A 26,593-nucleotide genomic window follows, 5' to 3' on the forward strand; every position below is an offset into this window, starting at 1 on the left:
GTTCCGGGCGCTTTCAGTAATGTTACAGAAAAGTACGCTGTACCCGGTGCCAGAAGGAGTTGCTTTTCAATTTGACGGTTTTCACCAGTTTATCACTCAAAGAAATATCGATATACCGGATGTTTCTGATAGAGTAGGCTTCGTTGTCCATTCCGATAATAGGGAAGTCATTCCCGTCCTGACGTACGTCAAGACGCAACTTACGCTCTTTACCGAGAATGAAGGAAGAGTCCAGAGTACGAAAGCGGTTGTTGTTAAGCGATGCCAGTTCACTCACCTGCATAGAAGGGAGGAGAGGATCCACGACAGCCCCTTTGGTTGATTTATTGTAGCCTGTACTTCCAGTCGGTGTAGAGACGATCAGTCCGTCCCCGCGGAAGTGTTCAAAGTGAAGGTCATCAATGTGTACGTCGATGTCGATCGTTTTTATTAACGAGGAACGTACGCTGCATTCGTTCAGACAGAGAAAGGTCGATTCATTATTCACTTTAGCTTCGATCAGAGGGAATCTCCTTACTTCAATTTCATCATTCATCATATAGGTGACCATCTGTTCGTAATTATCCAGGCTGAAGTCACAATAGAGTCCGGCTTCGTCCCCCTCTTTAACTCCTAGGTAAAGACAGTCCTGGCGGAAACCGGTTTTCCGGACGGATTGAAGGAAAGCCCCGTCTCCTCCTACAGAAATAATGATGTTCGCATCGTTGTAATCTTCCACAATAGTGAAATTATTATCAACAGCCAGCTGTTTCAAAGGTTGTACTTTCTCATCCTTTTCTTTGCTGGGTGTATAATAGAAATATAGATTTCTTCTTTGATTTGACATAAAACCACCTCTTTTGAATTTATCCACCCCCATTTTACCACAGTTATTTCAGTTTATACTTCTTAGAAAGGTCCGCATTTGAAAAGATAGTGCACTTTCGATATTGTATATGAAGGTAGCTAATGAAGCCTCAATTGTTTAGGAGGAACGACATATGGATCAGCAAAACGTAGAGAAACTGTTTACTCAGATAGATGAAATGGCCACTGCTATTTCGGAGGGTCTGAACATTACGTACCTGGAAGGCGTTACCGAGGCGCTCGATATTTTATATCAGGGTCAGGTCTTCGAAGATTATCCTGAGAAGCTCCAGGTGGACATTCGGAACAAGTGGCTCGGTTTCAATAAGAACAATTATGAAAACGAAGAGATCAGAAAAGCCATACAGCTGGCTACGCTCAAAGGGATGAAAGGCGTTACGCAGCAGCAGCACCTTCTTACCCCGGATGCAGTAGCCACTTTTATCGGTTTTTTGACAGGGAAACTTACAGAGTTTCATCAGGGAAGTGTCAGACTTTTTGATCCGGTCTGTGGCAGTGGCAACTTGCTGACCGCCATTTTGAACGGTACGGATAAAGATATCGTCCCATACGGCAGTGAAGTGGATGATTCTCTCATTCAACTCGCTGTCGTCCAGGCGAACCTTCAAAAGCATAATATCGAATTTTTTCATCAGGACAGTCTTCAGCCCTTTCTGCTTGAACCCGTCGATATCGTAACGGCAGACCTTCCGGTAGGATATTACCCGGACGACGCCCAGGCGGAAAAATACGAACTGAAAGCCGGGGAAGGACACTCCTACGCTCATCACCTGCTGATTGAACAGAGTCTCACGTATTTGAAAGAGGGAGGATACGGCATCTTCGTCGTACCCAACTTCCTGTTTGAAAGTGATCAGGCACAGCAGCTGCAGAGGTATCTGCGCGATCACGCACATATCATCGGAATGCTGCAGCTGCCGGAAGATCTGTTTAAGAAAGAAAAATTCGCCAGGAGTGTGTTTATCGTCCAGAAGAAACAAGAAGGCACAAAACCGCCGAAGCAGGCTCTTCTCGTTAAACTCCCATCTTTTTCGAGCCCGGAGAAAACATCGAATGTCATCTCCCAGGTAAACGACTGGTTCAGTGATTATCACAGCGGGAAATTGTAAGAAAATATAGAATATAACACGAAAACGTTCCCATTGATTGTTATACTTGAAAACAGGAATGACGGGTGGTTAAATGTATTTGTTATAAGTATAGAACCTATATTTAAGGGGATGAACAACGTTGAATAAAGTTTTAGCTATAAACGCCGGAAGTTCTTCATTGAAGTTCCAGCTTATTGAAATGCCGGAGGAGAAAGTCAATGCAAAAGGTGTCATGGAACGGATCGGATTAAATGACTCCATCTTTAATATCGAGACTGTGGACGGAGAAGATAAAAAGGTGGAGGAAATCGCCGATCACCAGCAGGCAGTGGATCTGCTTTTAAGTACATTGACCTCAAAAGGCATCATAGATTCTCTGGATGATATCGATGGAGTCGGTCACCGGGTAGTGCACGGAGGGGAGAAATTCAGCGATTCGGCTCTCGTAACGGAGGAAGTAATAGAGGCCATCGAAGAAGTGTCTGAACTTGCACCTCTTCATAACCCGGCCAACCTGACCGGAATACGGGCTTTCCGTAAAGTGATGCCGAACGTGCCTCACGTGGCAGTGTTCGACACAGCTTTCCACCAGTCGATGCCGGAAGAGTCCTACCTGTACAGCCTGCCTTATGAGTATTATGAGAATTACGGGATAAGGAAATACGGTTTCCACGGGACTTCCCATAAATATGTATCCCAGCATGCGGCGCAGATGCTCGGCCGTCCTGTTGAGCAGCTTCGACTCATCTCCTGCCACCTCGGGAACGGAGCGAGTATTGCGGCAATCGAAGGCGGGAAATCGATTGATACTTCCATGGGTTTCACTCCGCTTGCCGGTGTCACTATGGGGACGAGGTCCGGAAACATCGACCCGGCTCTCATACCTTTCATTATGGAAAAAACAGGAAAAACAGCTGATGAAGTAATGAGCGTCCTCAACAAGGAAAGCGGGATGCTGGCCCTTTCAGGTTTTTCCAGTGACCTCAGGGATATTGAACAGAAAGCGGGAGAAGGAGACGAACGGGCCCAGCTGGCTCTTCAGGTTTTCGCTGACCGTATTCACAAATATATAGGTTCCTACGCATCCCGGATGCACGGTGTGGACGGCATTATTTTTACTGCCGGTGTCGGGGAAAACAGTATTTCAATACGGGAACGTATATTGAAAGGCCTTGAATTTATGGGGGTATACTGGGATCCTTCCCTTAATAACGTCCGCGGGAAAGATGCTTTCGTAAACTATCCTCATTCTCCCGTAAAAGTTATGGTCGTTCCTACGAACGAAGAAGTCATGATAGCGAGAGATACGGTCGAAAAAGGGTTGAAAGACTGAATCACCCTTCTTTCCGTCTCCTTTCCAAAAAAATATAATTCAAAAAAGAGTGATGTCCTTCAATTTATAAAAGGACATCACTCTTTTTTTCAACGGAGAATTAACTTCATGAATCGGCCTGGGCACTGTCGCGTACTACAAGAACATCGCATTTCGCAGTTCTCGTAATGTGCTCGGACACGCTTCCGATAAAGAAACGTTCCATGGCGTTTAAGCCGGTAGCACCGCAGATGATCAGGTCGGCATTATATTTAGGAGCGATTTCTTTGGTGAGTTTCACTTTTGGAGAGCCGTATTCAATCTCGATTTCGATGCTGTCGAGTCCTGCATCCTGGGCCTGCTTTTTGTAGTCTTCCAGAATCTCATAAGCATGTTTCTCCGCTCTCATAGCCAGCGAACGGTCGTACGCTTCCACCGTGGCAAAAGCTCTGGTATCCACAATGTGAGACAGAATGATAGTGGCATTATTCCTGTTGGCGATGTCCACCGCTTTATGAAACGCTTTTTCCGCTGTCTCCGAACCGTCTACCGCTACTACAATGTTTTTGTATTCAAAAGTCATACTATCCACTCCTTTCTCCTTCTATTATACATATACCACGCGGAGCTGTATATTAGACGTGAAACCGTTTCAATTATGTGAAAAAGCGGTGAACTTTTGTGTTGCGCGCAAAAAGGGTATACTTGAAGAAGAAAAAAATTATTTTTTGAAACCTTTGCCGAAGCAATTCGTAAATAAAGGGTACAAGGTCATGAAAAGGAGAGAGCTGTGTGGGTTTTTTAAAACGATTATTTTCGAAAACGAAAAAAACACCTGAAGCGGTAGAGGAGCGGAATGCTTTGAACCTCGAGGTAGGGGACATCGTTACGTATGACCTTGCGGATTACGAAGTGGTCGGTAAACTGACATACCGTGACGGCAGTTATGAATGGTACAGTTATCAACTTCTCGAAGGCAGAAATACAAAGTGGTTATCTTCCGAGATGGACGAAGAACTCGAACTGGGAATGTTTGAGAAAGTTCATTTGCCCGTGGATACTCCCTACCCTGCTAAACTGGAATATGATGGTCTTACCTATCATAAGAAGGAAGAAGGGGTGGCGAAAGTCATCGGAGAGGGAAGAAGCAGCAACCTTCAGGGAGAATCGGTCCGTTACGGGGATTACCTTGCCGATGACGAAGAGCATATGCTCAGTCTGGAAGCCTGGGGCACGGAAGTTGAAGTAAGTGCCGGAACACCCCTGCAGGAGTATGAACTGAAGATTATAGCAGGAACAAAATAAGGAGGAGATTTATATGTTTAAATTTTTTAATCGCGTAAAGACGGTAGTAGGTTCCGAACTGAATTCCATGCTTGATAAAGCGGAAGATCCGGTGAAAATGCTCGATCAGTTTATGCGGGATATGGATAATGATATCCGGGAGGCTGAAAGTGCAGTAGCTAAGCAGATTGCCAACGAAAAGATGCTTAAGCGCAAGTACGATGATGCTCAGGCTATGGTAGACAAGCGGATGAAGCAGGCCGAAAAGGCGCTGGAGTCTGAGGATGAAGACTTGGCCCGTCGTGCCATCGAAGACAAAAACAGTCATCAGGAACAGGCGGATCAGCTGAAAGAATCATATGACCGTGCGAAGAAAGATTCTGAACAGCTTCGTACAAAACTGGATGAAATGAAGAAAGAATACCAGGAAATGAAACTTAAAAAAGACTCCCTGCAAGCAAGAGCGGAGTCGGCAAAAACCCGTACGAAGATGAACCGTACTATGTCTGATATCGGTAATGATGAATCCAAACAGGGATTCGAACGGATGGAAGAGAAAGTTATGCAGCATGAAGCGGAAGCGGAAACGAGCGAAGACCTCCGTTCCGAAAGCCGTTCTCTTGATGATGAATTCGAGGAGCTCGGAAAAGACGATAAAGTTGACGACGAGCTGGCTGCCATGAAGAAAAAAATGAATAAAGAATAATAAAGGTTTCTTACAAGCCTGGCGTTGCCGGGCTTGTAGTTTTACTTTCCAGGGGAAGGAGGAACATCCGTGAGAGACATAGGGAGCGTCGTGTTATTTTCGATTTTTGCAGCTTTTATCGCCTTTTTTATTTTTGACAGTGGGGATGGTGCCGATAACGGCATGTCCGGTACATATAATGAACAGTCCTATGAGTCATTACCCGAAGAGCCGACGCGTGGAGAAATCGAAGACAGCCTGGATGGGCAGTCCTATACTTCCGTTGAAACGATGATCGAGGAGACTTTTCCTCAGCTTGATACCGTCCAGACGGACCGGGGCCGTTCGGAAATTTACATGACGAGTGAGTATAATCTCCGGGAAGTGGAAGAGCTGATTGTGGAGGAAGTGAAGCCTGAGGATACCGGTGATAGACAGGGTGACAAACAGGCATTGATTTATCCTGATAATTTTGTCATATTGAAAGAGAGTGAAGAAGAGGCAGGTCTGATTCTCATTGAACTTGCCGAGAAAGAATTTGTACAGAATAATTATTCCCCTTCCTTTTTCGAGGGGATGCTTGCGTACGCTTTGCTGAACCAGGCCTTTGGTACGAACGACTGGAGGAGTACACAGAGAGACAGATGTGACAATGGAGGCTGCTACGGTGGGTATTCAATGTACGGCGGCAATAGCGGGTCGTTCAGAGGATCTTCTACAAGAGGTGGAGGACCGAGTGTAGGAAAATAAAAGGAGGGAAAGTATGGAACCATTACTTGCAACATTAGGATATTTCCTTATTGCGGTTGCAGTTGTTCTTGCAGGTCTTGCAATATTCGAAGTATTGACGAAGAAGTATAAAGACTGGGATGAAGTAAGTGCCGGAAACCAGGCGGTGGCAATGTCCATCTCAGGTAAGATTATCGGGATCTGTATTGTGCTTTCGTTTGCCATTTACCACAGCTTCACAGTGGTGGACACATTAATTTGGGGAGGAGTGGGCGTACTTCTGCAGATGGTAGCCTATCTTCTGTTTGAACTGCTCACCCGCAAGTTTTCTGTGGAGGACAAACTGAAGGAGAATAACACAGCCGTCGGTATTATTTCGATGGGTGTATCGATAGGTCTCGCTTTCGTCATCGGAGCTTCGATTACATAAGGTGGAAAGCACTCTCCGTGGGGAGGGTGCTTTTTTCTGACAGGGAGTAGTATGAATGAATGAAAAAGGATTAAAACAAAGCAAACTTATTTACTGGGCGTCCGGCATCGTTTCTATTTGCGGCCTTATTTTCGAAGTGTTATTCGGGGCGCTCGGTTCCTATATTCTCGGGGACGGGGTGAAACAGTACACGCTTACGATCAGCCTGTTCCTGACAGGAATGGGAGTGGGAGCAAGCATCAGTGAACGAGTGACGAAAGATCTCGTCGTCGCTTTTATATGGACGGAGTTTCTCGTGGCGGTCGTCGGAGGTTTTTCCAGCTTTCTTATGTTCGGTATGACCGCTTTTGCTCCGGCGGGGTCCGACGCGCTTTTTCTATACACTGTAACATTTACGATCGGGGCTCTTACGGGTGTGGAGCTGCCGGTTCTTATACGTAAAGCGAATGATATCGGGGTCGAACTTAATAAAAGTACCGCCCGCGTACTCTTTTCCGACTATGCCGGAGGGCTGGTGGGGGGATTACTGTTCGCTTTCTATCTGCGCCCGGAAATGGGCATGGTGAAGACTGCGTTTTTCGTCGGGGTCATTAATCTGTCGGTCGCCGTCCTCGTATTATTTTATTTCAGAGAAGAAATTAAAAAGTTCTCTTTTCATCTGGGCAGTGCAATCTTTATCGGGATTCTTCTCATTAGCGGTCTGTTCTTCGGGGAAGAGCTGGCTTTCTCCTTTGAACAGAAACTTTACAAAGATCCGATTCTTCACATGGAAAACACCTCTTATCAGAAGATGGTTCTTACAAAAGACGACGAAGATACCCGACTTTTTCTGGACGGGGCCCTGCAGTTCAGTTCCACTGATGAATACCGGTATCATGAGACGCTCGTACATCTTCCTATGGCTTATAAAGAGAACGTCCGGGATGTACTCGTGCTGGGAGGGGGAGACGGCATTGCCGTGAACGAACTGCTGAAGTACGAAGGGTTGGAATCGATCACTCTTGTGGATCTCGACCCCGCTGTCGTCGATTTCGCCAAAGAAAACCCGCACCTGCGTGAGCTGAATGATGGTGCGCTTGACGATCCTCTGGTCGATATTCAGCATAAAGACGCCTTCAAGTATCTGAAAGCGACAGACAAACGTTTTGATACGGTGCTTATCGACCTGCCGGACCCCAACAACGAAAGTCTGAATAAGCTGTATACGAAAGAATTCTATTCACTCGTGCGGAATCATCTGAGAGCCGATGGCGTGATGATGGCTCAGGCCACAAGCCCCGTCTTCGCCCCGGAGGTGTACTGGACCATCAACGAAACGGTGGAAGCGACGGATATGAATACGTACAATTTTCACGTCGACATACCGAGTTTCGGGAACTGGGGTTTCGTAATGGCTTCAAGGAAAGAAGTGGATATCGAAAATGTTTCAATAGATGTACCGACGGAATTTCTCAATGAGGAAATTGTTCCGGCGCTTACCGTGTTTGGAAAAGACGAAGACCGGGAAATCCTAGATAGTGACGGTCAGGTTAAGAACCTGGAACCTAATACATTAATCCACCCGAATCTTATTCAGAAATATGAGCAAGCGTGGAAAGATTACTAAAGGAGGATGCTGAACATGAAAGTATTTTATCATGGACACGCAGTAGTGAAAGTGGAAACGGAGAAACACACCATTTTGATTGATCCTTACATTTCCGAAAATGGCAATACCGATCTGAAAGCGGACGAAGCAAAAGCGGACGTTATTCTCCTGACTCACGGCCACAATGACCACGTCGGTGACACGTTTGAGATTGCTAAAAGAAATGATGCCCGGATAGTTGCTCCTTTCGAACTGGCCACGTATCTCGGCAATAAAGGTCTGGACGCCCATCCTATGTACATTGGTGGGGCTCACGAGTTTGATTTCGGTACAGTGAAACTTACTCAGGCTTTTCACGGTTCTTCCTACACAGAAGATGACGGCACTATCGTATATACCGGTATGCCTACCGGCATTCTGTTGACGATTGACGGAAAAACTGTATACCACATGGGAGATACGGGTCTTTTCTCCGACATGAAGATGATCGGGGAAAGAAACGATATTGACCTGGCATTCGTTCCGATCGGTGATAACTTCACCATGGGACCTGAGGATGCGCTTACGGCAGCTGAATGGATCGGAGCTAAACAGGTAGTACCGGTTCACTACAATACTTTTGATCTGATTAATCAGGACGGAGAAGCTTTTGCTTCTAAAGTTAAACCCGGAAAAGGCAAAGCTCTCAAACCGGGAGAATATATCGAACTGTAATATCACCACATCCCGGTCGCTTTTGAAGAAAGCGACCGGGATTTTTTTAAATCGGAACAGCGGTGATTTAATGGAAATACATAATAATTCATTTAATAAGGGAAGCGGGCGGGACCTGTTCGAAATTGAACTATAACTGTATCACTAGTATAATAACAATTATACTTGTAAACACTAGTACAGTTAGAGAGAAGGTGAGCGTTTGACTACAAAACACGAGCAGATTTTAAATCACATAGATTCTTTGAGTATAGGGAGTAAAATTTCCGTCCGCCGTATTGCCAAGGAAATGCAGGTGAGTGAAGGGACGGCTTATCGTGCAATCAAGGAAGCAGAGAATCAGAAACTCGTCAGTACGATTGAACGGGTCGGTACGATCAGAATAGAACAGAAGAAAAAAGAGAACATTGAACGCCTGACTTTTGCGGAGATTGTGAATATCGTAGACGGCCAGGTGATGGGCGGGAGAAAAGGCCTGTATAAAACGCTCAATAAGTTCGTCATAGGTGCTATGAAACTCGATGCTATGATGAGGTACACGGAAGCGGGTTCTCTGCTTATCGTAGGGAATCGTACGAACGCTCATGAATTAGCGGTTCAGGAAGGTGCGGCCGTTCTTGTGACGGGAGGATTTGACACTTCGGATGAAGTGAAGCAGCTGGCGGATGAAAAAGAACTACCGGTCATTTCCACCAGTTATGACACGTTTACGGTAGCCGCCATGATCAACAGAGCGATTTACGACCAGATGATCAAAAAAGAAATTGTTCTGGTAGAGGATATATATACTCCGCTGGAGGAGTCGAAATTTTTATCTTCGAACGACCGCATTTCCAAGTGGCATTCCCTGAACAGGGAGACGGGCCACAGCCGGTATCCGATAGTCGATATGCAGAACAGAGTAGTCGGTATCGTAACATCTAAAGATATTGTGGGAGAAGATGAAAATACTCTCGTGGAAAAGGTGATGACGAGGAACCCGATGACGGTCACAGTCAACACTTCTCTCGCGAATGCCGCCCATATGATGGTGTGGGAAGGAATTGAATTGATGCCAGTCGTCGATTCGCTGAGGGAAATTCAGGGTATCATCTCCAGACAGGACGTACTTAAAGCGCTTCAGAATATCCAGAGACAGCCGCAGGTGGGGGAAACGATCGATGACCTGATCACCAGTCAGCTGACGCACATTACGGACGAAGAGGGAACGTACACGCTGAAAACGAAAGTCACCCCGCAGATGACAAACCAGCTTGGTACGATGTCGTATGGTGTATTCACCGCTTTGATAACGGAGGCTTCCAGCCATCTTCTGACACGGCAGAAGAAAGGTGAGCTGGTTGTCGAAAACATTTCTGTCTACTTCATAAAGCCGGTGCAGCTCGAGAGTGAAGTGGAGATTCATCCCCGGGTGCTCGAAGCCGGGAGGAAACTCGCCAAGCTGGATGTAGAAGTCTATCATGAAGGCAGTCTTGTCGGAAAAGCGCTGCTGATGGCCCAGCTGATTGATAAATAAGCACAAAAAAAGCCGCTTTCAAAGCGGCTTTAAACTTTTTCGACCCGTTTATATTCATTTTTGTAGTGACGTGCTGCCCTCCAGCCGTGCATCAGCTGTAAAACGCCGAGGACGATAAATAGTATACCGATGAACAGCGACAGTCTCGTTTCATAATACAGGTACTGAGCCGCACCGAAACTTACGATGAAGATGCCGAGAAAGAATTTTGCGATACTGTTATAATACTGCTGAGTGACCGGGTGTTCCGTACGTGTAATCATTACTTTGTTATAAATGTATAGTACAATGGAGGTAATGACGAAAGCGATAAGCAGAAACATGAACATGAACATCATCCTTAGGTAATTTTTTTCTATCGCCTATTTTAGCTTGTTTCTTATTAAAATGCCAACATCTTTATCAGAAGGAGCCTTTTTATGCATAAACAGATTAAAGATAAAATAGAATCATACTCGAAGATTATCATACACCGCCACGTCCGTCCCGATCCCGATGCTCTCGGTTCACAGCTCGGCCTCAAAAAAATACTCCAGGATACATATCCGGAGAAAACGGTGCTGGCTGCCGGTGATGATGACGAAGCATTCCGTTTTCTGGGGACTATGGATAACGTGGACGACGATGATTACAGGGGCGCCCTGGTAATCATTAACGACACGGCAAACCTTGAAAGAGTCGACGATGAAAGGTATGAAAAAGGCGAGGCTCTCATTAAGATCGACCACCACCCGGTCGTGGACGAGTATGGAGATGTTCAGTGGGTGGAGACCCATTCCAGTTCCACGAGCGAAATGATTTACGTGCTTGCTGCTCAAAACGCTGGATGGAAATTCTCCAGGGAAGCCGCCCGGCTGCTGTATGCGGGCATAATCGGAGATACCGGAAGATTTCTTTTCCCGAGTACGACAGAACGGACGTTTGAAGCGGCTTCCGTACTGATTAAATACGACTTCGACCGTTCTGCTATGTACGACGAACTTTATAAGACTTCTTTGAAGCTTGCAAGGCTGAAAGGTTATATTCTGCAGAATGTTACTGTGTCGGAAGAAGGGCACGCAGCCATTCCGCTTTCAAAAGAAGTGCTGGAGCGTTTTGAAGTGGACCCTTCAGAAACCAGCCAGTTCGTGGGGATGCTCGGAGATATCGAGGGGATCCTTTCCTGGGTGTTCTTTGTGGAGGAAGAATCGGAAATAAGAGTCAGGTTCCGATCCAAGGGACCTGTCATCAATAAACTCGCCGGGGAGTACCGGGGAGGCGGACATCCGATGGCTGCCGGTGCCAGAGCGGAGAGCTGGGAAGAGACGAAAAGGATAGAAGAGCGGCTGCAATCAATCTGCCGGGAATACCGGAAAGAAAATGGGTGAATATACCCATTTTCTTTTTCGATACATAAAACCTTACAGCTGTCTCTTTTAAATAGTCCCGGGTTCTGTGTCTTCTTCCGGTAATACCCGATCAATCCGGATACGGAGTGTATATGACGACAGTGATCGAAATCGTTAGTATAATTCAGTTAGAAGGAGGTGGGAGTAATGGGGTTTACTCACATAGGTATAAAAAGCGGTTACAGTCTTATGAACAGTACCATTGATATACATGAACTCATAGACGAAGCTTACGGCCGGGGAATAAAAGCGCTCGGTCTGGTCGATGAAAAAAATATCAGTGCCTGGCTGTCGTTTTATAATGCCTGTATAGAAAAAAACATAACTCCTATCCTCGGCGTCGAACTCCCAGTGATACATAAAGAAGAGGAGTATCCGACTTTTTTGCTTGCCACCTCGGAACAGGGAGCAGGAAACGTAATAGAAATTACAAGCAGGTACCACCTGGACGGTCGAGTGGAACTGAACGGTATCGAAGAACTTGGGAACGATGTAATCGCGATATGGAAAACGGGAGACACCCCTGTAGCGCAACAGGTTACGGAAAACAGAAAAGAAGAAGTCATCCCCGTATATCGGGAGTTCGAATCCGTCTTTTCTTTAATGTTCGCAGGCGTCCGTGCTGCAGAACTGCGACAGGAACAGATGCTTCATGACCCTCTGAAGACGTGGGCGCAGGCAGGACTGATCAGCTGTACAGCCATCAGTGACGTACATTTTCTGAAAGAAGAGGATAGAACAGCCTATGAAGTTATGCGGGCGATGGAGGCAGGCGAAGCTTTTAAAGCAGGGACTTCTTCCCCTGGAATAACTTGTCTCGAAGATCCTTCCCGGACAGAGTCATATTTCAGTGAATGGCCCGAGGTCATCAGGAATAACGAAACAATAGTAGACAAAAGTTCTGTTTCTCTAACCCGCTCCCGTTCTCTTCTCCCTTCCTATCCCCTGGAGGGTGGGGACAGTAATGAATATTTAAGGGAATTGTGTGAGCAGGCGTTGCCGGAGAAGTACGGCGCTGATACCGGGGAAGCAAAGAAACGCCTGGAACATGAGCTTGAAGTGATAACCTCCCGTAAATTCAGCGACTACTTCCTTATTGTGTGGGACTTCGTAAAATATGCGAAGGACAAGGGGATTAAAGTCGGTCCCGGCCGTGGTTCCGCTGCCGGGTCGATCGTAGCATATCTGTTGAATATAACGACTGTGGACCCTTTGAAATACGGTCTTCTTTTTGAAAGGTTCCTCAATCCGGAACGTCAGACCATGCCCGACATCGACATTGACTTTTCCGATCACCGGCGTGATGAAGTGATTACATATGTACGGGAAAAATACGGAAAAGAAAGAGTGGCCCAAATTTGTACTTTCGGTACATTCGCAGCAAGGAGTACGATACGGGAGGTAGGAAAAGCGCTGAAAGTGGAAGAAGAGGATACTGCGTATATACTGAAGCAGTTTCCCGGAAACCGTTCGCTCAACCTGGAACAGATTGTAAAACAGTCGGAACCTCTTAAGGACTTTATAAGAAGTTCCGGTCAACTTCAGACTCTGTTCAGAATCGGCACCAGAATCGAAGGGCTGCCAAGGCACGTCTCCACTCACGCTGCCGGAGTAGTTATCAGCAACTATCCTCTCGGGAGATATACCGGAATGATGGATCATGACGGTCCGGCACTGCTTACTCAGATGGCTATGGAGGACGTGGAAGCTTCCGGTCTTCTCAAAATGGATTTTCTCGGACTCAGGAATCTTTCTTTTCTTGAAAATATGGAAAAGAACATCAGAAAATACGCCGATTCCGAATTTTCGGTCCAGAGCATTCCGGATGATGATGCAGCTACCTACAGACAGTTGGCGGAAGGAAAGACGAACGGGATTTTCCAGTTGGAGTCGAAAGGAATGAGGAAAGTACTGCAACAGTTGAAGCCTGAACGTTTTGAAGATATTGTCGCCGTCAATGCCCTGTATCGTCCCGGACCGATGGATTTCATTCCGGATTATGTGGAGCGAAAACACGGCAGGACCCCTGTCACTTATTTACACGCGGACATTGAACCGATTCTCGAGGAGACATACGGGGTGCTTTTGTACCAGGAACAAATAATGAAGGTCGCTCAGATTGTTGCCGGGTATTCTCTCGGGGAAGCGGATCTTTTCAGAAGGGCAGTGAGCAAAAAACAGGAAAGTATTCTCAAAAATGAGGAGAGCCGATTTCTGAAAGGCGCTGAACAAGCTGGTTATAAGGAAGAAGTGGCGCGGGAGCTGTTCAGATGGATTGTGAAATTCTCCAATTATGGATTCAACAAAAGCCACGCAGTAGCCTACAGCATCATTTCGTATAAACTTGCTTATATTAAAACGCATTTTCCGGAATACTTCCTTTCCGAACTGATCAACAGCGCCGTAGGAGATAAAGAGAAAATAGCGAATTACGTACGTGAAGCAAAGCAGGAAGGTATACCCGTACATCCCCCGTTCGTAAATGAGGCTTTTCCTCATACATCTGTCCGAAAAGGAAATATCATCCTCGGCTTCATGATGATAAAAGGTATCGGTTTCAAGATGGGCCGTTCCATTACGGAAGAGAGGCAGCGGGGACGCTTTACGAATTTTTTCGAGTTCACGATGAGGGGATCTTCCTACCTGGATCGGAACTCGATGGAAAACCTCATTAAGGCCGGCTGTTTTGACCGTCTTCACTCCAACCGCGCAAGTTTACTTGCGAGTATCGATCAGGCGCTGGAACAAAGTGAACTGTTCAGGGAATTTCAGGAAGATATAGGGTTCATTACGGAATGGAGCGGAGGTCTCGTCCACAAAGACCCGCTTCCAGCCCTCACACGGCTGAATTTGGAAAAAGAGGTGCTCGGAGCTGTCCTTTCTTCCCATCCTCTGGAAGGGGCGGGCAAAAGTCTGAAAAGAAACAATATAGAATTACTCAGCGCGGCCCTGATGAAAGAAAAAGGGTTCATTACCGTAGCCGCCGTCGTAGATAACGTCAGAGAGATACGGACGAAACGGGGAGAGAAAATGGCTTTTCTTTCATTGAGTGACGATAAAGAAGAGATGGACGCAGTGGTGTTTCCCGAAACGTACCGTACCTGCAGCTCCTGGCTGGACGAGGACATGATTGTAGTAATCGGCGGGAAAATACAGGAACGGCGGGGAGAGAAACAGCTTCAGGCACAAAGTATACGTCCTGTGCAGGAGACGAGTGAAATCTTCATTAAGACAGAAAAAAAGCGGTATACGGAAGTTCTCGAATTTATGAAAACCCTGGCCCGTGATCATCCGGGAGAACAGGAAATATTTTTCTATATCGAAGAAGTGAAGAAAGTCTATAAAATGCCTTCCGGCTACGGGATTGATGTGAGTGAAGAAGTACGGAAGCGTTTGGAAAAGAATATCGGAAATGAAAAATATGCTATAAGGCACAGATGGCTCTGAAATGGAGATGGATGCCTTTACACGATTTGACGATTTGTTATAATTAAGAAGTCGAAATCCGGTGGTCAGACCACTTCAAATACACCTGCTTTACCTGTAGGAAAGTAGAAAAATCCGTACCAATCCATTGAATCGAAGGAGCGTGGTCTTTTGTCAAATTTACGGGATGAAGCATTGCATATTCATAGAGTGAACCAGGGAAAACTGGAAACTACCTCGAAAGTCCCTGTCCGTAATTCCAGGGATTTAAGCTTAGCTTATTCTCCCGGGGTAGCGGAACCTTGTAAAGAAATTTACGATCACAAGGAAACAGTTTTCGATTACACAATGAAAGGGAATATGGTGGCAGTCGTCAGTGACGGTTCGGCAGTGCTCGGACTTGGCAACATCGGTGCGGAAGCCTCCCTCCCTGTTATGGAAGGGAAAGCCGCTCTTTTCAAAAGTTTTGCCGGCGTCGACGCTTTCCCCATCTGCCTGAACACAAACAACATCGATGAAATAGTTCAGACCGTTAAGCTGATGGAGCCTACGTTCGGAGGTGTGAACCTCGAGGACATAGCTGCCCCCAACTGTTTTATCATCGAAGACCGCCTGAAAAAAGAAACGGATATTCCGATTTTCCATGATGATCAGCACGGAACGGCTATCGTTACCGTGGCAGGGCTGATGAACGCCTTGAAACTTACCGGCCGCTCTTTTTCCGATATTAAAGTGGTAGCGAACGGAGCAGGGGCTGCTGGGATCGCCATCATTAAACTGCTTTACCATTTCGGAGTAAGAGATATCATCATGTGTGATTCCCGGGGTGCGATTTACGAAGGGCGCACAGAAGGAATGAACGAAGTGAAAGATGAAATAGCCAAAATCACGAATAAAGAGAAAGTTTCAGGGAAACTTGAAGACGTAATAGAAGGTGCGGACGTTTTCGTCGGAGTCTCCGTAGGAGGCAGTTTATCCAGCGAGATGGTGTCGAAAATGAAAGAGGAGTCGATTATTTTCGCCATGGCAAACCCGGAACCGGAAATTATGCCGGATGCTGCAAAAGAGGCCGGTGCCCGTGTAATCGGTACAGGCAGATCCGATTTTCCGAATCAGGTGAATAACGTCCTTGCTTTTCCTGGGATTTTCAGAGGAGCTCTTGACGTGAGGGCGACGAGGATCAATGAAAGGATGAAAATAGCTGCAGCCGAAGCTATTGCCGAACTCGTAAGTGACGGGGAACTTGGGGAAGATTATGTAATACCTGCTCCGTTCGACCCGAGAGTCGCTCCGGCTGTTGCGGCCAGTGTCGCTAAAGCTGCTATGGAATCCGGCGTTGCGAGGAAGCATGTGGACCCTGAACAGGTAAGCGAAAGAACCCGCCAGCTGACGTTAATTGATGAAGATTGAGGAGAAGGGACTGCCTTCTCCTTCGTTTTCGAACGAGCCAGTGAATTTACATAGAAAGGGGAGATGTGCACATTGTCCCCGAATGAGCCCGAAAAGACGAAAGTATATGAAGGGGTGCTCCACCGGTTGAAGGAATTCATAGAGGAAGAAGATGTCCGTCCCGGAGATAAGCTTCCTTCCGAAAGGGAACTGAGTGATCAGCTTAGTGTGGGGCGTTCCTCGATCAGGGAGGCCCTGCGTGCGCTGGAGCTGCTCGGACTTATTGAAACGAAAAGAGGGGAAGGCACGTTTCTAAAAGAATACAAGGATTATCATATGATTAATCTGCTTTCGACCTTTATACTGAACAGAAACAGGACACGGGAAGAACTGCATATTGCCAAAAACATGGTGGAGAAAGAAATCATTTTTTTGTCGATAGGCAGATTGTCCGTTCCGGAAATCGAACAGCTCGAAGCACACCTCGTTCCATTCAACGGGGAAAGTCATAACGATTTATTCAAAGCACTGTTTATGGCGCAGAATCAGGAACTGCTTCTTTCTATATGGCAGCTTCTCACTACGTATCTGGAGTCGGTTGAGAAGATCCATTATACGAAAGAATGGCACGAGGACCTTTGTGATGCACTGCGACGCGCAAACAAGGAAGATATTTTCGGATTATATGAAAACAGTATTTAATCCAGCAATTCGAATACGAAAAGAAAAAGGAGGGTGACGGAATGTTCCGAGATATGTTTGGAAAAAAGAAAAGATATAACTCCGTACCGAGTAAAAAAAGCCGGAAGAACGTACCGGAAGGTTTGATGCAGAAATGTCCGGGCTGTAAGAAGATTTTTTACAGGAAGGAACTGAACAGGAATTTATTTGTATGTCCTCACTGTGATTATCATGTAAATCTTACTGCGTATGAACGCATTGAACAACTCTCGGACGCCGGGTCGTTCGAAGAGTGGGATGAAAATCTGGAAACCACAAATATACTGGGATTCCCCGAATACGAAGAGAAGCTGGAGAAAGACAAGGACAAAACGGACCTTAAAGAGGCGATTGTGACCGGAAAACTGACGATTGGTGACGCCCCTGCAGCTGTAGCCGTGATGGATTCACGTTTCAGGATGGGAAGTATGGGGGCTGTCGTCGGGGAGAAAATTGCAAGAGCCGTGGAAAGAGCCCGGAAAGAATCTCTCCCGTTCATCATTTTCACTGCTTCCGGAGGAGCAAGAATGCAGGAGGGAGTCGTAAGTTTAATGCAGATGGGTAAAACGGCGATAGCTCTCGAACGTCACAGCCGGGCAGGCCTGCTGTTCATTTCGGTTATGACTCATCCTACTACCGGCGGGGTGACGGCAAGTTTCGCCTCCCTCGGGGACTATAACTTCGCAGAACCCCGTGCGCTGATCGGGTTTGCGGGAAGAAGAATTATAGAACAGACGATCAGGGAGAAGCTGCCCAAAGATTTTCAGACTTCCGAATTTTTACTCGAACACGGACAGTTGGATCGGATTATACATCGTCATGAATTAAAAAGTATTCTTGGAAATGTACTGGACATGCACCGGACAGGAGGGGAATCCAATGAAACACGTGCTTGATTTTGAAAGACCGGTTATCGACCTTCGTGAGAAAATTTCAGAACTGAAAAAGCTGACGGAAGAGAAAGATATAGATCTGGCGGAGGAAATCAGCACTCTTGAAGAAAGACTTGAGAAACTGGAGCATGATGTATATACCAATCTGAAGCCGTGGGACAGGGTTCAGATGGCCCGGCACCCGGAACGACCGACGACTCTCGACTACGTTAATCATCTTTTTGACGGTTTTTTGGAAATGTATGGAGATCGTCATTTCGGTGATGACCCTGCCATCATCGGTGGAATAGCCAAATTCGAAGGTGCACCGGTTACAGTGATCGGCCATCAGCGTGGTAAACATACGAAAGAGAACATATACAGAAATTTCGGCATGCCTCATCCGGAAGGGTACAGAAAGGCCTTGAGACTGATGAAGCAGGCCGAGAAATTCGGGCGTCCTGTAATAACGTTCATAGATACGAAGGGGGCCTATCCCGGGAAAGCAGCTGAAGAAAGAGGACAAAGTGAAGCGATAGCAAGGAATTTAATGGAAATGGCCGGGCTTGATGTCCCTGTCATATGCGTCGTTATCGGTGAAGGAGGAAGCGGAGGAGCGCTCGGTATCGGAATAGGGGATAAAATTCTTATGCTTGAGAACGCTACATACTCTGTTATATCACCGGAAGGAGCGGCTTCTATTCTATGGAAAGATGCTGCTTATGCCAAACAGGCAGCAGAATCAATGAAAATCACTTCGTATGATCTGGAACAGTTGAACATCATCGATGAACTGATACCGGAAATTATGGGAGGCGCCCATAAAGAAATTGAAAATCAGGCGGAAATTCTGAAACCATACCTCCGTTCTTCGCTTGAAGAACTGTCTGCTATGGATAATGAACAACGTCTGGAGAAAAGATATGAGAAGTACAAAAATATTGGCGCGTATGCAGCAATTGAGATATAATGAAGACAGTTGAATCAGGAGAGGAAAGACCGTAGTCGCACTATTTTTGTGCGACTTTTCCCGTCTTTAGGGTGTGATAACGTTATCATTTTAAGAATCGGGGCTGGCCGATTACTTTCCTCTGATATTTAAATTGTTTAGATCCTCCTGATGAAAGGGAAAAGACAGAGAGATAATTAAACGAGGTGAAAGGTTATGAAAAGAATAGGCGTCCTTACAAGTGGAGGAGATGCTCCGGGCATGAACGCTGCCATCCGGTCGGTCGTCCGGAAGGCGATTTATCATGGTATTGAAGTATACGGAATCAACTATGGGTTCCAGGGACTGATAGACGGAGATATCCGGAAAATGGAGCTCGGTTCTGTTGGGGATATCATACAGCGCGGAGGAACGATGCTTTACTCTGCACGCTGTGAAGACTTCAAAACGGAAGAAGGTCAGCTTAAAGGTATCGAAACACTTGAGCATTATGGAATAGAAGGTCTTGTCGTCATCGGCGGGGACGGCTCTTTCAGAGGAGCAGAGAAATTGACCGAGAGGGGCTATCCCTGCATCGGGGTCCCGGGCACGATAGACAATGATATTCCGGGGACGGACTTTACCATCGGTTTTGATACGGCATTGAATACCATCTCGGAGGCTATCGATAAAATAAGGGATACGGCTACTTCCCATGAAAGAACATATATTATAGAAGTAATGGGCAGAGACGCCGGAGACCTGGCTTTATGGGCAGGCCTTGCCGATGGTGCCGAAAGCGTTCTGATTCCGGAAGCGGAAGACACTATAGAAGATGTAATCGATCGTCTGAAACGCGGGAACGAACGTGGAAAACGTCACAGCATCATCATTATAGCGGAAGGGTATGGAAGCGGTGTTGATTTCGCCAGAGAAATCGAGGAAAAAGCGAAACTGGAAACGAGGGTTACGGTACTTGGGCACACGCAGCGCGGAGGCTCTCCCTCAGCATCGGACCGTGTACTTGGAAGTCGTCTTGGAGCTGCAGCAGTCGATATCCTCAGAAAAGGATCCGCAGGCAGAATGGTAGGTATTCAGAACAATAAAATTGTAGATCATGATATAGTCGAAGTCCTGAGTCAAAAGCACCACATCGATCTGGATATGTATCGATTGTCCAAAGAACTATCGATTTAACGTTACATGGTTTCATTAAGAGGAGGAATTAGCAATGCTCAGAAAAACTAAAATTGTAAGTACTATCGGACCTGCATCCGAAAAACCCGAAATCTTAAAAGAACTTATTGATGCGGGGATGGACGTGGCCCGGCTCAACTTTTCGCATGGAGACTTCGAAGAACACGGAAGCCGGATTGAAAATATAAGAAAAGCCTCGAAGGAAGCTGGGAAAACGGTAGCTATCCTTCTGGATACAAAGGGTCCGGAAATCCGCACGGGTGATATGGCGGAGAAAGAGGTTTATCTGAAAAGAGACTCTATACTTTACGTTTCCATGACTCCGGTTGCAGGAAATGAAGAAAGGATTTCCGTGACGTATCCCGGACTCATAGACGACGTTCATAAAGGTTCCAAAATCCTGCTGGATGACGGTCTTATCGAACTGCTTGTTGAGGAAATTGATAAAGAGAACAATGAAATTAAAACGACGGTCCTGAACAACGGTCCTATCAAAAGTAAAAAAGGGGTCAACGTTCCGAACGTAAGTGTCAACCTTCCCGGCATGACCGATAAAGATGCGAAAGATATTGAGTTCGGTGTGGATCAGGGAGTCGACTTTATAGCTGCCTCTTTCGTACGCCGGGCTTCCGACGTACTGGAAATCAAGGAACTGCTGGAAAGAAAGAACGCGAGTGATGTACAGATCATTCCTAAAATCGAAAACCAGGAAGGCGTGGACAACATAGAGGCCATCCTTAAAGTGAGTGATGGTCTGATGGTAGCGCGTGGAGATCTCGGGGTGGAAATACCTGCAGAAGACGTGCCGCTTGTCCAGAAACAACTTATCCGAAAATGTAACCAGGCCGGAAAACCTGTAATTACTGCTACTCAGATGCTCGATTCCATGCAGCATAACCCACGCCCGACGCGTGCGGAAGCATCAGACGTGGCGAACGCGATATTCGATGGAACCGATGCCATTATGCTTTCCGGAGAGACGGCTGCGGGAGATTACCCTGTAGCTTCTGTTCAGACGATGGCCAATATAGCCAAAAAGACGGAGACCGGACTCGATTACGCCTCTATTCTAAGTGAGCGATCGAAACACACGGCGATGACGATAACGGATGCAATCAGTCAATCTGTCACTCATACGGCTATCAATCTGGACGTAAATGCTATCATCACCCCGACGGAAAGTGGCCATACTGCTCGCATGGTATCCAAATACCGCTCCCAGTCGCCGATTCTTGCGGTAACTTCAAGTGAAAAAGTGAACCGCAAACTTTCTCTCGTCTGGGGCGTTCACGCGCTTATGGGAGAAAGAGCTGCTTCCACGGACGAAATGCTTGAAACGGCCATTGAGAAAGGAATCGATTCAGGTCTCGTAGAGCACGGAGACAGAGTCATCATTACAGCCGGAGTACCGGTAGGTGAAAGTGGTACGACCAATCTGATGAAAGTGCACGTAATCGGTAATGTACTCACGAACGGACAGGGCATCGGTCAGGTAAGTGCCTCGGGCCGGGCAGTGGTAGCTGAAAACGCAGAGGATGCCAATGCCCGTGTTGAAGAGGGGGATATCCTCGTCACGTTCGGTACGGACAAAGAGATGATGCCGGCTATCGAGAAAGCCAAAGGTCTCGTAACAGTCGAAGGGGGACTTACATCTCACGCGGCTGTAGTAGGGTTGAGTCTCGGTATCCCGGTGATCGTCGGTACTGATGAAGCGCTCGAGAAAATTGAAGATTACACAGACATCACCATTGACGGAGCTCAGGGGAAAATCTATAAAGGGCATACCGGAATACTTTAACAAAGACGGGGGAAACCCCGTCTTTTTATTAGGTCAGCGTAAGAGACACGTGATAAACTGAAGTCACAGAAAGACTTTATCTGCACTTCGGTACGGAAAGGAGTGATGACATGTTTAAATGGCTGTTTTTAATCATCCTCATTATACCGGCTCTGGAGATCGGTATTTTGATATGGAGTGGAAACATCATAGGACCTCTCTGGGTAATACTTCTTATAATTACCACCGGGGCAATCGGTGCCTGGCTGGCAAAAAGAGAAGGGATGGAAACGATCAGGGATTTCCAGGACTCCTTACAGAGGGGCAACCCGCCGAGGCATACTCTGCTTGACGGTGCCTGTATTCTCGTCGGTGGAGCTGTTTTACTGACGCCCGGCTTCATTACGGATACAATAGGTTTTCTGCTTCTTTTCCCTGTGACGAGACATCCGATCAAAAAAGTAGTTATGAAAGCCATTGAGAAGGGTATGAGTAATGGAACGATCACTATTCACAGAAGATGAGCCGCGTCTCTTTTTCTGTGAATTAATGGTGTTTTAAAAGAAATCAAACGGTTTCAATTCACATTCTTTTCGAAATAATTTATAATTGTGGTTGGGGAATTTCCCGATAAGTTATAATAAGTAATCTGAAACACGTTTTTTAGAAACGGAAAGTGATTTTAATTTTTAAAAGGGGGAAAGTTCTATGGCATCTACTAAAGGATTGGAAGGAATTACAGCTACGGAGTCATCAATCAGTTCAATCATTGATGATAAACTGACATATGCAGGTTACGACATCGATGATCTTGCTACAAACTCAAGTTTCGAAGAGGTAATCTATCTGCTTTGGAACCAGAAGCTTCCGAACAAAGCACAGCTGGAGGAACTGAAAAGTGCGCTAGCCAATGAAATGGAAGTGCCTGAAGGTATCATCGATCATCTGAAATCTTATGATTTGAAAACGGTTAATCCTATGGCTGCTCTCAGAACTTCCATCTCCATGCTCGGCGTTCTGGACAGTGAAGCCGAAGAAATGGATGAAGAGATGAACAAGCGTAAAGCAGTTCGTATCCAGGCTAAAATACCGACGATAGTTACTGCTTTTGGCCGCATCCGTAAGGGAGAAGAACCGGTGAAACCGAAAAAAGACCTCAGCTTTGCAGCTAACTTCCTATATATGTTGAATGGCAAAGAGCCTGAGGATCTGGAAGTGGAAGCGTTCAATAAAGCGCTTGTGTTGCACGCTGATCATGAACTGAATGCCTCTACGTTCACTGCACGTGTATGTGTAGCTACCATGAGTGACATTTACTCCGGTGTTACAGCTGCCATCAGTGCTTTGAAAGGACCGCTTCACGGTGGAGCGAACGAACGTGTCATGGCTATGCTCACTGAAATAGGGGAAGTGGATAACGCCATTCCGCATATTGAGAAGAAACTTGAAAATAAAGAGAAAATTATGGGGATGGGCCACCGCGTTTATAAAAACGGAGATCCGCGCGCGAAGCACCTGAAAGAAATGTCCCGCGAACTGACAGGCCTGACAGGACATTCGAAATTCTATGATATGTCCGAAAAAATCGAAGAGTATATTAAAGAAAATAAAGGACTGCCGGCAAACGTGGATTTCTATTCCGCTTCCGTCTATCACAGTCTTGGCATCGACCATGACCTGTTCACGCCTATTTTTGCCGTGAGTCGTACGTCCGGCTGGCTTGCCCATATTCTTGAACAGTACAACGACAACCGTCTGATCCGTCCTCGTGCCGAGTATGTAGGACCGAAAAACCAGACGTATAAGCCGGTGGAGGAGCGTTCCTGACCATCAGGCTTTTCCTTTTACTAAACATCACGTATGATAGGTAATGAATCATTTAACAGGAGGGAACATCATGTCAGAAGCAAAGAAAATCACTGTAGAAGAAAATGGAGAATTAAACGTACCTAACTACGCAGTTATTCCTTATATCGAAGGCGACGGAACCGGACCCGATATCTGGGCATCCGCGAGCCGTGTCATAGAAGCAGCTGTAGATAAAGCATATAACGGTGAGAAAGCAATCGAATGGAAAGAAGTGTATGCCGGTCAGAAATCATACGACAGAACCGAAGAATGGCTGCCGGAGGAAACTCTTAACACGATCCGTGATTACAAAATCGCTATTAAAGGCCCGTTGACGACTCCTATCGGTGGAGGTATCCGTTCTCTTAACGTGGCTCTGCGTCAGGAACTCGATTTGTTCACCTGCCTTCGTCCTGTCCGTTACGTTGAAGGTGTACCGTCCCCGGTGAAACGTCCGGAAGACACGGACATGGTTATTTTCCGCGAGAACACGGAAGATATTTATGCCGGAATCGAATGGCAGAAAGGTTCTGATGAAGTCAAGAAAGTCATCGATTTCTTCCAGAACGAAATGGGTGTACATAACATCCGCTTCCCGGAAACTTCCGGAATCGGTGTAAAACCTGTCTCCGAAGAAGGGACGAAACGTCTTGTACGTGCGGCTATCGACTACGCATTCAATGAAGGCCGTCGTAACGTGACCCTCGTACACAAAGGAAACATTATGAAGTTCACCGAAGGTTCCTTCAAAGCATGGGGATACGAAGTAGCCGAAGAAGAATACGGGGACAAAGTGTTCACATGGGCCGAATACGACCGTATCGTTGAAAAAGAAGGAAAAGAAGCGGCGAACAAAGCACAGGATGAAGCAGAAAAAGCAGGTAAGATGATTGTGAAAGATGCAATTGCAGACATCTTCCTTCAGCAGATTTTGACTCGCCCGAGTGAATTCGACGTCGTCGCAACTATGAACCTGAATGGCGACTATATCTCTGACGCACTTGCAGCCCAGGTAGGCGGTATCGGTATTGCGCCGGGTGCGAACATCAACTACAACACCGGACACGCTATTTTCGAAGCTACTCATGGTACTGCTCCGAAGTATGCCGGTATGGACAAAGTTAACCCGTCTTCCCTTATCCTTTCCGGGGTACTTATGCTTGAACACCTTGGATGGAGAGAAGCTGCAGAGCTCATTTCCAAATCGATGGATAAAACGATTGGAAGTAAAGTAGTGACGTATGATTTTGCCCGTATGATGGAAGGTGCGACAGAAGTTAAAACATCTCAGTTCGGTGATGAACTGATCAAGAACATGGACTGATTGAAGGAGGCGCGAAGGATGGGAATGAAGCGACCGAAGGTCTCGGTGATCGGTGCCGGTTTTACCGGTGCCACCACCGCTCTGATGACAGCCCAGAAAGAGCTGGCTGACGTTGTGCTTGTGGATGTTCCTGATCAGGAGGACCCTGCGAAAGGGAAAGCTCTTGATATGTTTGAAGCAAGCCCTGTACAGGGGTTTGATGCAAAAATCAAAGGCACTTCTGATTATGCAGACACGAAGGGTTCGGATGTAGTCGTCATTACGGCCGGTATAGCCCGAAAACCGGGAATGAGCCGTGATGATCTCGTTAATACGAACGCCGGTATTATGCAAAAAGTGACGAAAGAGGTCGTGAAGTATTCACCTGAGTGCTATATTATTGTATTGACGAACCCTGTTGATGCAATGACTTACAGTGTTTTCCGGGAGTCCGGATTTCCGAAACACCGGATACTCGGACAGTCGGGTGTCCTTGATACCGCCAGGTTCCGGAGCTTCATCGCCGAGGAATTGAACGTTTCCGTCAAGGACGTAACGGGATTCGTTCTCGGCGGTCACGGAGACGACATGGTTCCGATGATCCGTTATTCCAGTGTCGGTGGTGTTCCGCTTCATAAACTGATTTCTTCCGAGAGAATCGAAGAAATAATTGAACGGACCCGTAAAGGCGGAGGAGAGATCGTTGGTCTGCTGGGGAACGGAAGTGCTTATTATGCCCCGGCCGCCTCCATTGTACAGATGGTGGAAGCGATTATTAAAGATCAGCGGCGTCTCTTGCCTGCAATTGCCTACCTGGAAGGGGAATACGGCTATGATGGCATTTATCTCGGCGTCCCTGTCATTATAGGGGGCGACGGTGTAGAAGAGATTATTGAGCTTGATCTGACCGGTGAAGAAAAAGACCAGCTGGATAAATCGGCTGACTCTGTCAGAAAAGTACTCGATATACTGAAATAGTTAAGAGAAGGCTCGAGGAATTTCCTCGGGTCTTTTTTTAAAAAGGAGGAAAACAATGCTTGATAAAAAACGTAAACTCGGTAAAAAAATCGATGAATTAAAAGTTGGCGAGGTGTATGAAAAGGTCTGTGAAGTGAATGATAAAGACCTGCTGATTTACATGGGCTTAACCGACGACGCCAATCCCCTTTATCTTCAACATGATTATGCCTCACAGACTCCTTTTCAACGTCCTGTCGTGCCGCCTGTTATGCTCCAGGGAATGATTTCCCAAGCTGTATCCATGCACCTGCCCGGCCCCGGCAGCCACCTTACCTATCAGGAAATCACCTACCCTAAACATGTCCATCATTATGAAACAGTCACCTTCACCTATAAAATCGAAAAAATCTTGGACGAGGAGCACTTGATCTATATAAGTGTACAGGGTGAGGACAGTTCGGGTGATGTGGTAGTTCATGGAACGCTTCACGTGGTACCGCCCTATGAGCCTGGTTCTTTGAACTCTATATCCCTTGAGAACTTTTATTAATATTTTGTAAAATTTGTTC

The 26,593-nt window shown here is 46.5% G+C and carries 25 protein-coding genes; 22 read left to right on the plus strand and 3 right to left on the minus strand.

The window, feature by feature from the left end:
* Window positions 1-22 precede the first annotated feature (22 nt).
* On the minus strand, window positions 23-826 hold the full coding sequence (locus BLU03_RS03730) for an NAD kinase (RefSeq protein ID WP_076569676.1): 804 nt from the start codon (window positions 824-826) through the stop codon (window positions 23-25).
* 154 nt (window positions 827-980) lie between these two features.
* Here BLU03_RS03730 and BLU03_RS03735 point away from each other — a divergent pair, with 154 nt between their 5' ends.
* Window positions 981-1,976: a class I SAM-dependent methyltransferase gene (locus tag BLU03_RS03735; RefSeq protein WP_076569678.1), complete on the plus strand. Its 996-nt coding sequence runs from the start codon at window positions 981-983 to the stop codon at window positions 1,974-1,976.
* Window positions 1,977-2,097: 121 nt separating this feature from the next.
* Window positions 2,098-3,291, plus strand: coding sequence for an acetate kinase (locus BLU03_RS03740; RefSeq protein WP_076569680.1), 1,194 nt, complete (start codon window positions 2,098-2,100; stop codon window positions 3,289-3,291).
* A gap of 106 nt (window positions 3,292-3,397) precedes the next feature.
* On the opposite strand, the gene BLU03_RS03745 is transcribed toward BLU03_RS03740, so the two are convergent.
* Complete coding sequence (locus BLU03_RS03745) at window positions 3,398-3,853, minus strand: universal stress protein (protein ID WP_008591460.1); 456 nt, start codon at window positions 3,851-3,853, stop codon at window positions 3,398-3,400.
* Between the two features lie 209 nt (window positions 3,854-4,062).
* On the opposite strand from BLU03_RS03745, the gene BLU03_RS03750 reads away from it, so the two are divergent.
* The 7 genes from BLU03_RS03750 (at window position 4,063) to BLU03_RS03780 (ending at window position 10,216) form a co-directional block, all read left to right on the plus strand.
* Window positions 4,063-4,575, plus strand: coding sequence for a DUF4178 domain-containing protein (locus tag BLU03_RS03750; RefSeq protein WP_076569682.1), 513 nt, complete (start codon window positions 4,063-4,065; stop codon window positions 4,573-4,575).
* A gap of 13 nt (window positions 4,576-4,588) precedes the next feature.
* Window positions 4,589-5,260: a PspA/IM30 family protein gene (locus tag BLU03_RS03755; protein WP_076569684.1), complete on the plus strand. Its 672-nt coding sequence runs from the start codon at window positions 4,589-4,591 to the stop codon at window positions 5,258-5,260.
* A gap of 69 nt (window positions 5,261-5,329) precedes the next feature.
* Window positions 5,330-5,989, plus strand: coding sequence for a DUF4247 domain-containing protein (locus BLU03_RS03760; RefSeq protein ID WP_076569686.1), 660 nt, complete (start codon window positions 5,330-5,332; stop codon window positions 5,987-5,989).
* Between the two features lie 13 nt (window positions 5,990-6,002).
* Window positions 6,003-6,398, plus strand: coding sequence for a DUF350 domain-containing protein (locus BLU03_RS03765; protein ID WP_076569688.1), 396 nt, complete (start codon window positions 6,003-6,005; stop codon window positions 6,396-6,398).
* A 55-nt stretch (window positions 6,399-6,453) separates the two neighbouring features.
* Window positions 6,454-8,004 carry a polyamine aminopropyltransferase gene (locus BLU03_RS03770; RefSeq protein WP_093105698.1) on the plus strand — a complete coding sequence of 517 codons (1,551 nt, stop codon included), beginning with the start codon at window positions 6,454-6,456 and terminating at the stop codon, window positions 8,002-8,004.
* A gap of 15 nt (window positions 8,005-8,019) precedes the next feature.
* Entirely contained in the window at window positions 8,020-8,700 is a 681-nt protein-coding gene (locus tag BLU03_RS03775; RefSeq protein ID WP_076569692.1) for a metal-dependent hydrolase, read from the plus strand.
* 202 nt (window positions 8,701-8,902) lie between these two features.
* Window positions 8,903-10,216 (plus strand): DRTGG domain-containing protein, encoded by a 1,314-nt coding sequence (locus BLU03_RS03780; RefSeq protein ID WP_076569694.1) that lies wholly within the window; start codon window positions 8,903-8,905, stop codon window positions 10,214-10,216.
* Between the two features lie 29 nt (window positions 10,217-10,245).
* On the opposite strand, the gene BLU03_RS03785 is transcribed toward BLU03_RS03780, so the two are convergent.
* Window positions 10,246-10,545 carry a YtpI family protein gene (locus BLU03_RS03785; RefSeq protein ID WP_084193836.1) on the minus strand — a complete coding sequence of 100 codons (300 nt, stop codon included), beginning with the start codon at window positions 10,543-10,545 and terminating at the stop codon, window positions 10,246-10,248.
* Window positions 10,546-10,635: 90 nt separating this feature from the next.
* Between BLU03_RS03785 and BLU03_RS03790 the strand changes: the two genes are divergently transcribed.
* The 13 genes from BLU03_RS03790 (at window position 10,636) to BLU03_RS03850 (ending at window position 26,574) form a co-directional block, all read left to right on the plus strand.
* A complete protein-coding gene (locus BLU03_RS03790) occupies window positions 10,636-11,583 on the plus strand; it encodes a DHH family phosphoesterase (RefSeq protein WP_076569696.1) in 948 nt (315 codons plus the stop codon).
* Window positions 11,584-11,751: 168 nt separating this feature from the next.
* On the plus strand, window positions 11,752-15,051 hold the full coding sequence (gene dnaE, locus BLU03_RS03795) for a DNA polymerase III subunit alpha (RefSeq protein ID WP_093105701.1): 3,300 nt from the start codon (window positions 11,752-11,754) through the stop codon (window positions 15,049-15,051).
* Between the two features lie 150 nt (window positions 15,052-15,201).
* Complete coding sequence (locus BLU03_RS03800) at window positions 15,202-16,440, plus strand: NAD(P)-dependent malic enzyme (RefSeq protein ID WP_076569700.1); 1,239 nt, start codon at window positions 15,202-15,204, stop codon at window positions 16,438-16,440.
* A gap of 63 nt (window positions 16,441-16,503) precedes the next feature.
* Window positions 16,504-17,121: a FadR/GntR family transcriptional regulator gene (locus tag BLU03_RS03805; RefSeq protein ID WP_040609651.1), complete on the plus strand. Its 618-nt coding sequence runs from the start codon at window positions 16,504-16,506 to the stop codon at window positions 17,119-17,121.
* A 41-nt stretch (window positions 17,122-17,162) separates the two neighbouring features.
* On the plus strand, window positions 17,163-18,035 hold the full coding sequence (gene accD, locus BLU03_RS03810; RefSeq protein ID WP_076569704.1) for an acetyl-CoA carboxylase, carboxyltransferase subunit beta: 873 nt from the start codon (window positions 17,163-17,165) through the stop codon (window positions 18,033-18,035).
* Complete coding sequence (gene accA / locus BLU03_RS03815) at window positions 18,019-18,981, plus strand: acetyl-CoA carboxylase carboxyl transferase subunit alpha (RefSeq protein WP_076569706.1); 963 nt, start codon at window positions 18,019-18,021, stop codon at window positions 18,979-18,981. Before accD ends, accA begins: the two co-directional genes overlap by 17 nt.
* Before the next feature lie 195 nt (window positions 18,982-19,176).
* Complete coding sequence (pfkA, locus tag BLU03_RS03820) at window positions 19,177-20,136, plus strand: 6-phosphofructokinase (RefSeq protein WP_093105704.1); 960 nt, start codon at window positions 19,177-19,179, stop codon at window positions 20,134-20,136.
* A gap of 34 nt (window positions 20,137-20,170) precedes the next feature.
* A complete protein-coding gene (pyk, locus tag BLU03_RS03825; RefSeq protein ID WP_093105706.1) occupies window positions 20,171-21,934 on the plus strand; it encodes a pyruvate kinase in 1,764 nt (587 codons plus the stop codon).
* 110 nt (window positions 21,935-22,044) lie between these two features.
* Window positions 22,045-22,437, plus strand: coding sequence for an FxsA family protein (locus BLU03_RS03830; protein ID WP_076569712.1), 393 nt, complete (start codon window positions 22,045-22,047; stop codon window positions 22,435-22,437).
* Between the two features lie 184 nt (window positions 22,438-22,621).
* On the plus strand, window positions 22,622-23,740 hold the full coding sequence (gene citZ / locus BLU03_RS03835) for a citrate synthase (protein ID WP_093105709.1): 1,119 nt from the start codon (window positions 22,622-22,624) through the stop codon (window positions 23,738-23,740).
* Between the two features lie 70 nt (window positions 23,741-23,810).
* Window positions 23,811-25,085 (plus strand): NADP-dependent isocitrate dehydrogenase, encoded by a 1,275-nt coding sequence (gene icd / locus BLU03_RS03840; RefSeq protein WP_093105712.1) that lies wholly within the window; start codon window positions 23,811-23,813, stop codon window positions 25,083-25,085.
* Between the two features lie 18 nt (window positions 25,086-25,103).
* A complete protein-coding gene (mdh, locus tag BLU03_RS03845) occupies window positions 25,104-26,042 on the plus strand; it encodes a malate dehydrogenase (RefSeq protein ID WP_093105714.1) in 939 nt (312 codons plus the stop codon).
* 55 nt (window positions 26,043-26,097) lie between these two features.
* The gene (locus BLU03_RS03850; RefSeq protein WP_076569719.1) at window positions 26,098-26,574 is read left to right on the plus strand and encodes a MaoC family dehydratase; all 477 of its coding nucleotides are present in this window, start codon (window positions 26,098-26,100) and stop codon (window positions 26,572-26,574) included.
* Window positions 26,575-26,593: the final 19 nt, after the last annotated feature.

This window comes from Salimicrobium album (assembly GCF_900107115.1).
GTDB classification, from domain to species: Bacteria; Bacillota; Bacilli; order Bacillales; family Halobacillaceae; genus Salimicrobium; species Salimicrobium album.

Excerpts from the sequence above, each read along its gene's own strand:
- BLU03_RS03730 (WP_076569676.1), bottom strand. The coding sequence starts at position 826 with ATGTCAAATCAAAGAAGAAATCTATATTTCTATTATACACCCAGCAAA.
- BLU03_RS03735 (WP_076569678.1), top strand. The coding sequence starts at position 981 with ATGGATCAGCAAAACGTAGAGAAACTGTTTACTCAGATAGATGAAATG.
- BLU03_RS03745 (WP_008591460.1), bottom strand. The coding sequence starts at position 3,853 with ATGACTTTTGAATACAAAAACATTGTAGTAGCGGTAGACGGTTCGGAG.
- BLU03_RS03755 (WP_076569684.1), top strand. The coding sequence starts at position 4,589 with ATGTTTAAATTTTTTAATCGCGTAAAGACGGTAGTAGGTTCCGAACTG.
- BLU03_RS03765 (WP_076569688.1), top strand. The coding sequence starts at position 6,003 with ATGGAACCATTACTTGCAACATTAGGATATTTCCTTATTGCGGTTGCA.
- BLU03_RS03770 (WP_093105698.1), top strand. The coding sequence starts at position 6,454 with ATGAATGAAAAAGGATTAAAACAAAGCAAACTTATTTACTGGGCGTCC.
- BLU03_RS03775 (WP_076569692.1), top strand. The coding sequence starts at position 8,020 with ATGAAAGTATTTTATCATGGACACGCAGTAGTGAAAGTGGAAACGGAG.
- BLU03_RS03785 (WP_084193836.1), bottom strand. The coding sequence starts at position 10,545 with ATGTTCATGTTTCTGCTTATCGCTTTCGTCATTACCTCCATTGTACTA.
- BLU03_RS03790 (WP_076569696.1), top strand. The coding sequence starts at position 10,636 with ATGCATAAACAGATTAAAGATAAAATAGAATCATACTCGAAGATTATC.
- dnaE (WP_093105701.1), top strand. The coding sequence starts at position 11,752 with ATGGGGTTTACTCACATAGGTATAAAAAGCGGTTACAGTCTTATGAAC.
- BLU03_RS03805 (WP_040609651.1), top strand. The coding sequence starts at position 16,504 with ATGTGCACATTGTCCCCGAATGAGCCCGAAAAGACGAAAGTATATGAA.
- accD (WP_076569704.1), top strand. The coding sequence starts at position 17,163 with ATGTTCCGAGATATGTTTGGAAAAAAGAAAAGATATAACTCCGTACCG.
- accA (WP_076569706.1), top strand. The coding sequence starts at position 18,019 with ATGAAACACGTGCTTGATTTTGAAAGACCGGTTATCGACCTTCGTGAG.
- pfkA (WP_093105704.1), top strand. The coding sequence starts at position 19,177 with ATGAAAAGAATAGGCGTCCTTACAAGTGGAGGAGATGCTCCGGGCATG.
- pyk (WP_093105706.1), top strand. The coding sequence starts at position 20,171 with ATGCTCAGAAAAACTAAAATTGTAAGTACTATCGGACCTGCATCCGAA.
- BLU03_RS03830 (WP_076569712.1), top strand. The coding sequence starts at position 22,045 with ATGTTTAAATGGCTGTTTTTAATCATCCTCATTATACCGGCTCTGGAG.
- citZ (WP_093105709.1), top strand. The coding sequence starts at position 22,622 with ATGGCATCTACTAAAGGATTGGAAGGAATTACAGCTACGGAGTCATCA.
- icd (WP_093105712.1), top strand. The coding sequence starts at position 23,811 with ATGTCAGAAGCAAAGAAAATCACTGTAGAAGAAAATGGAGAATTAAAC.
- mdh (WP_093105714.1), top strand. The coding sequence starts at position 25,104 with ATGGGAATGAAGCGACCGAAGGTCTCGGTGATCGGTGCCGGTTTTACC.
- BLU03_RS03850 (WP_076569719.1), top strand. The coding sequence starts at position 26,098 with ATGCTTGATAAAAAACGTAAACTCGGTAAAAAAATCGATGAATTAAAA.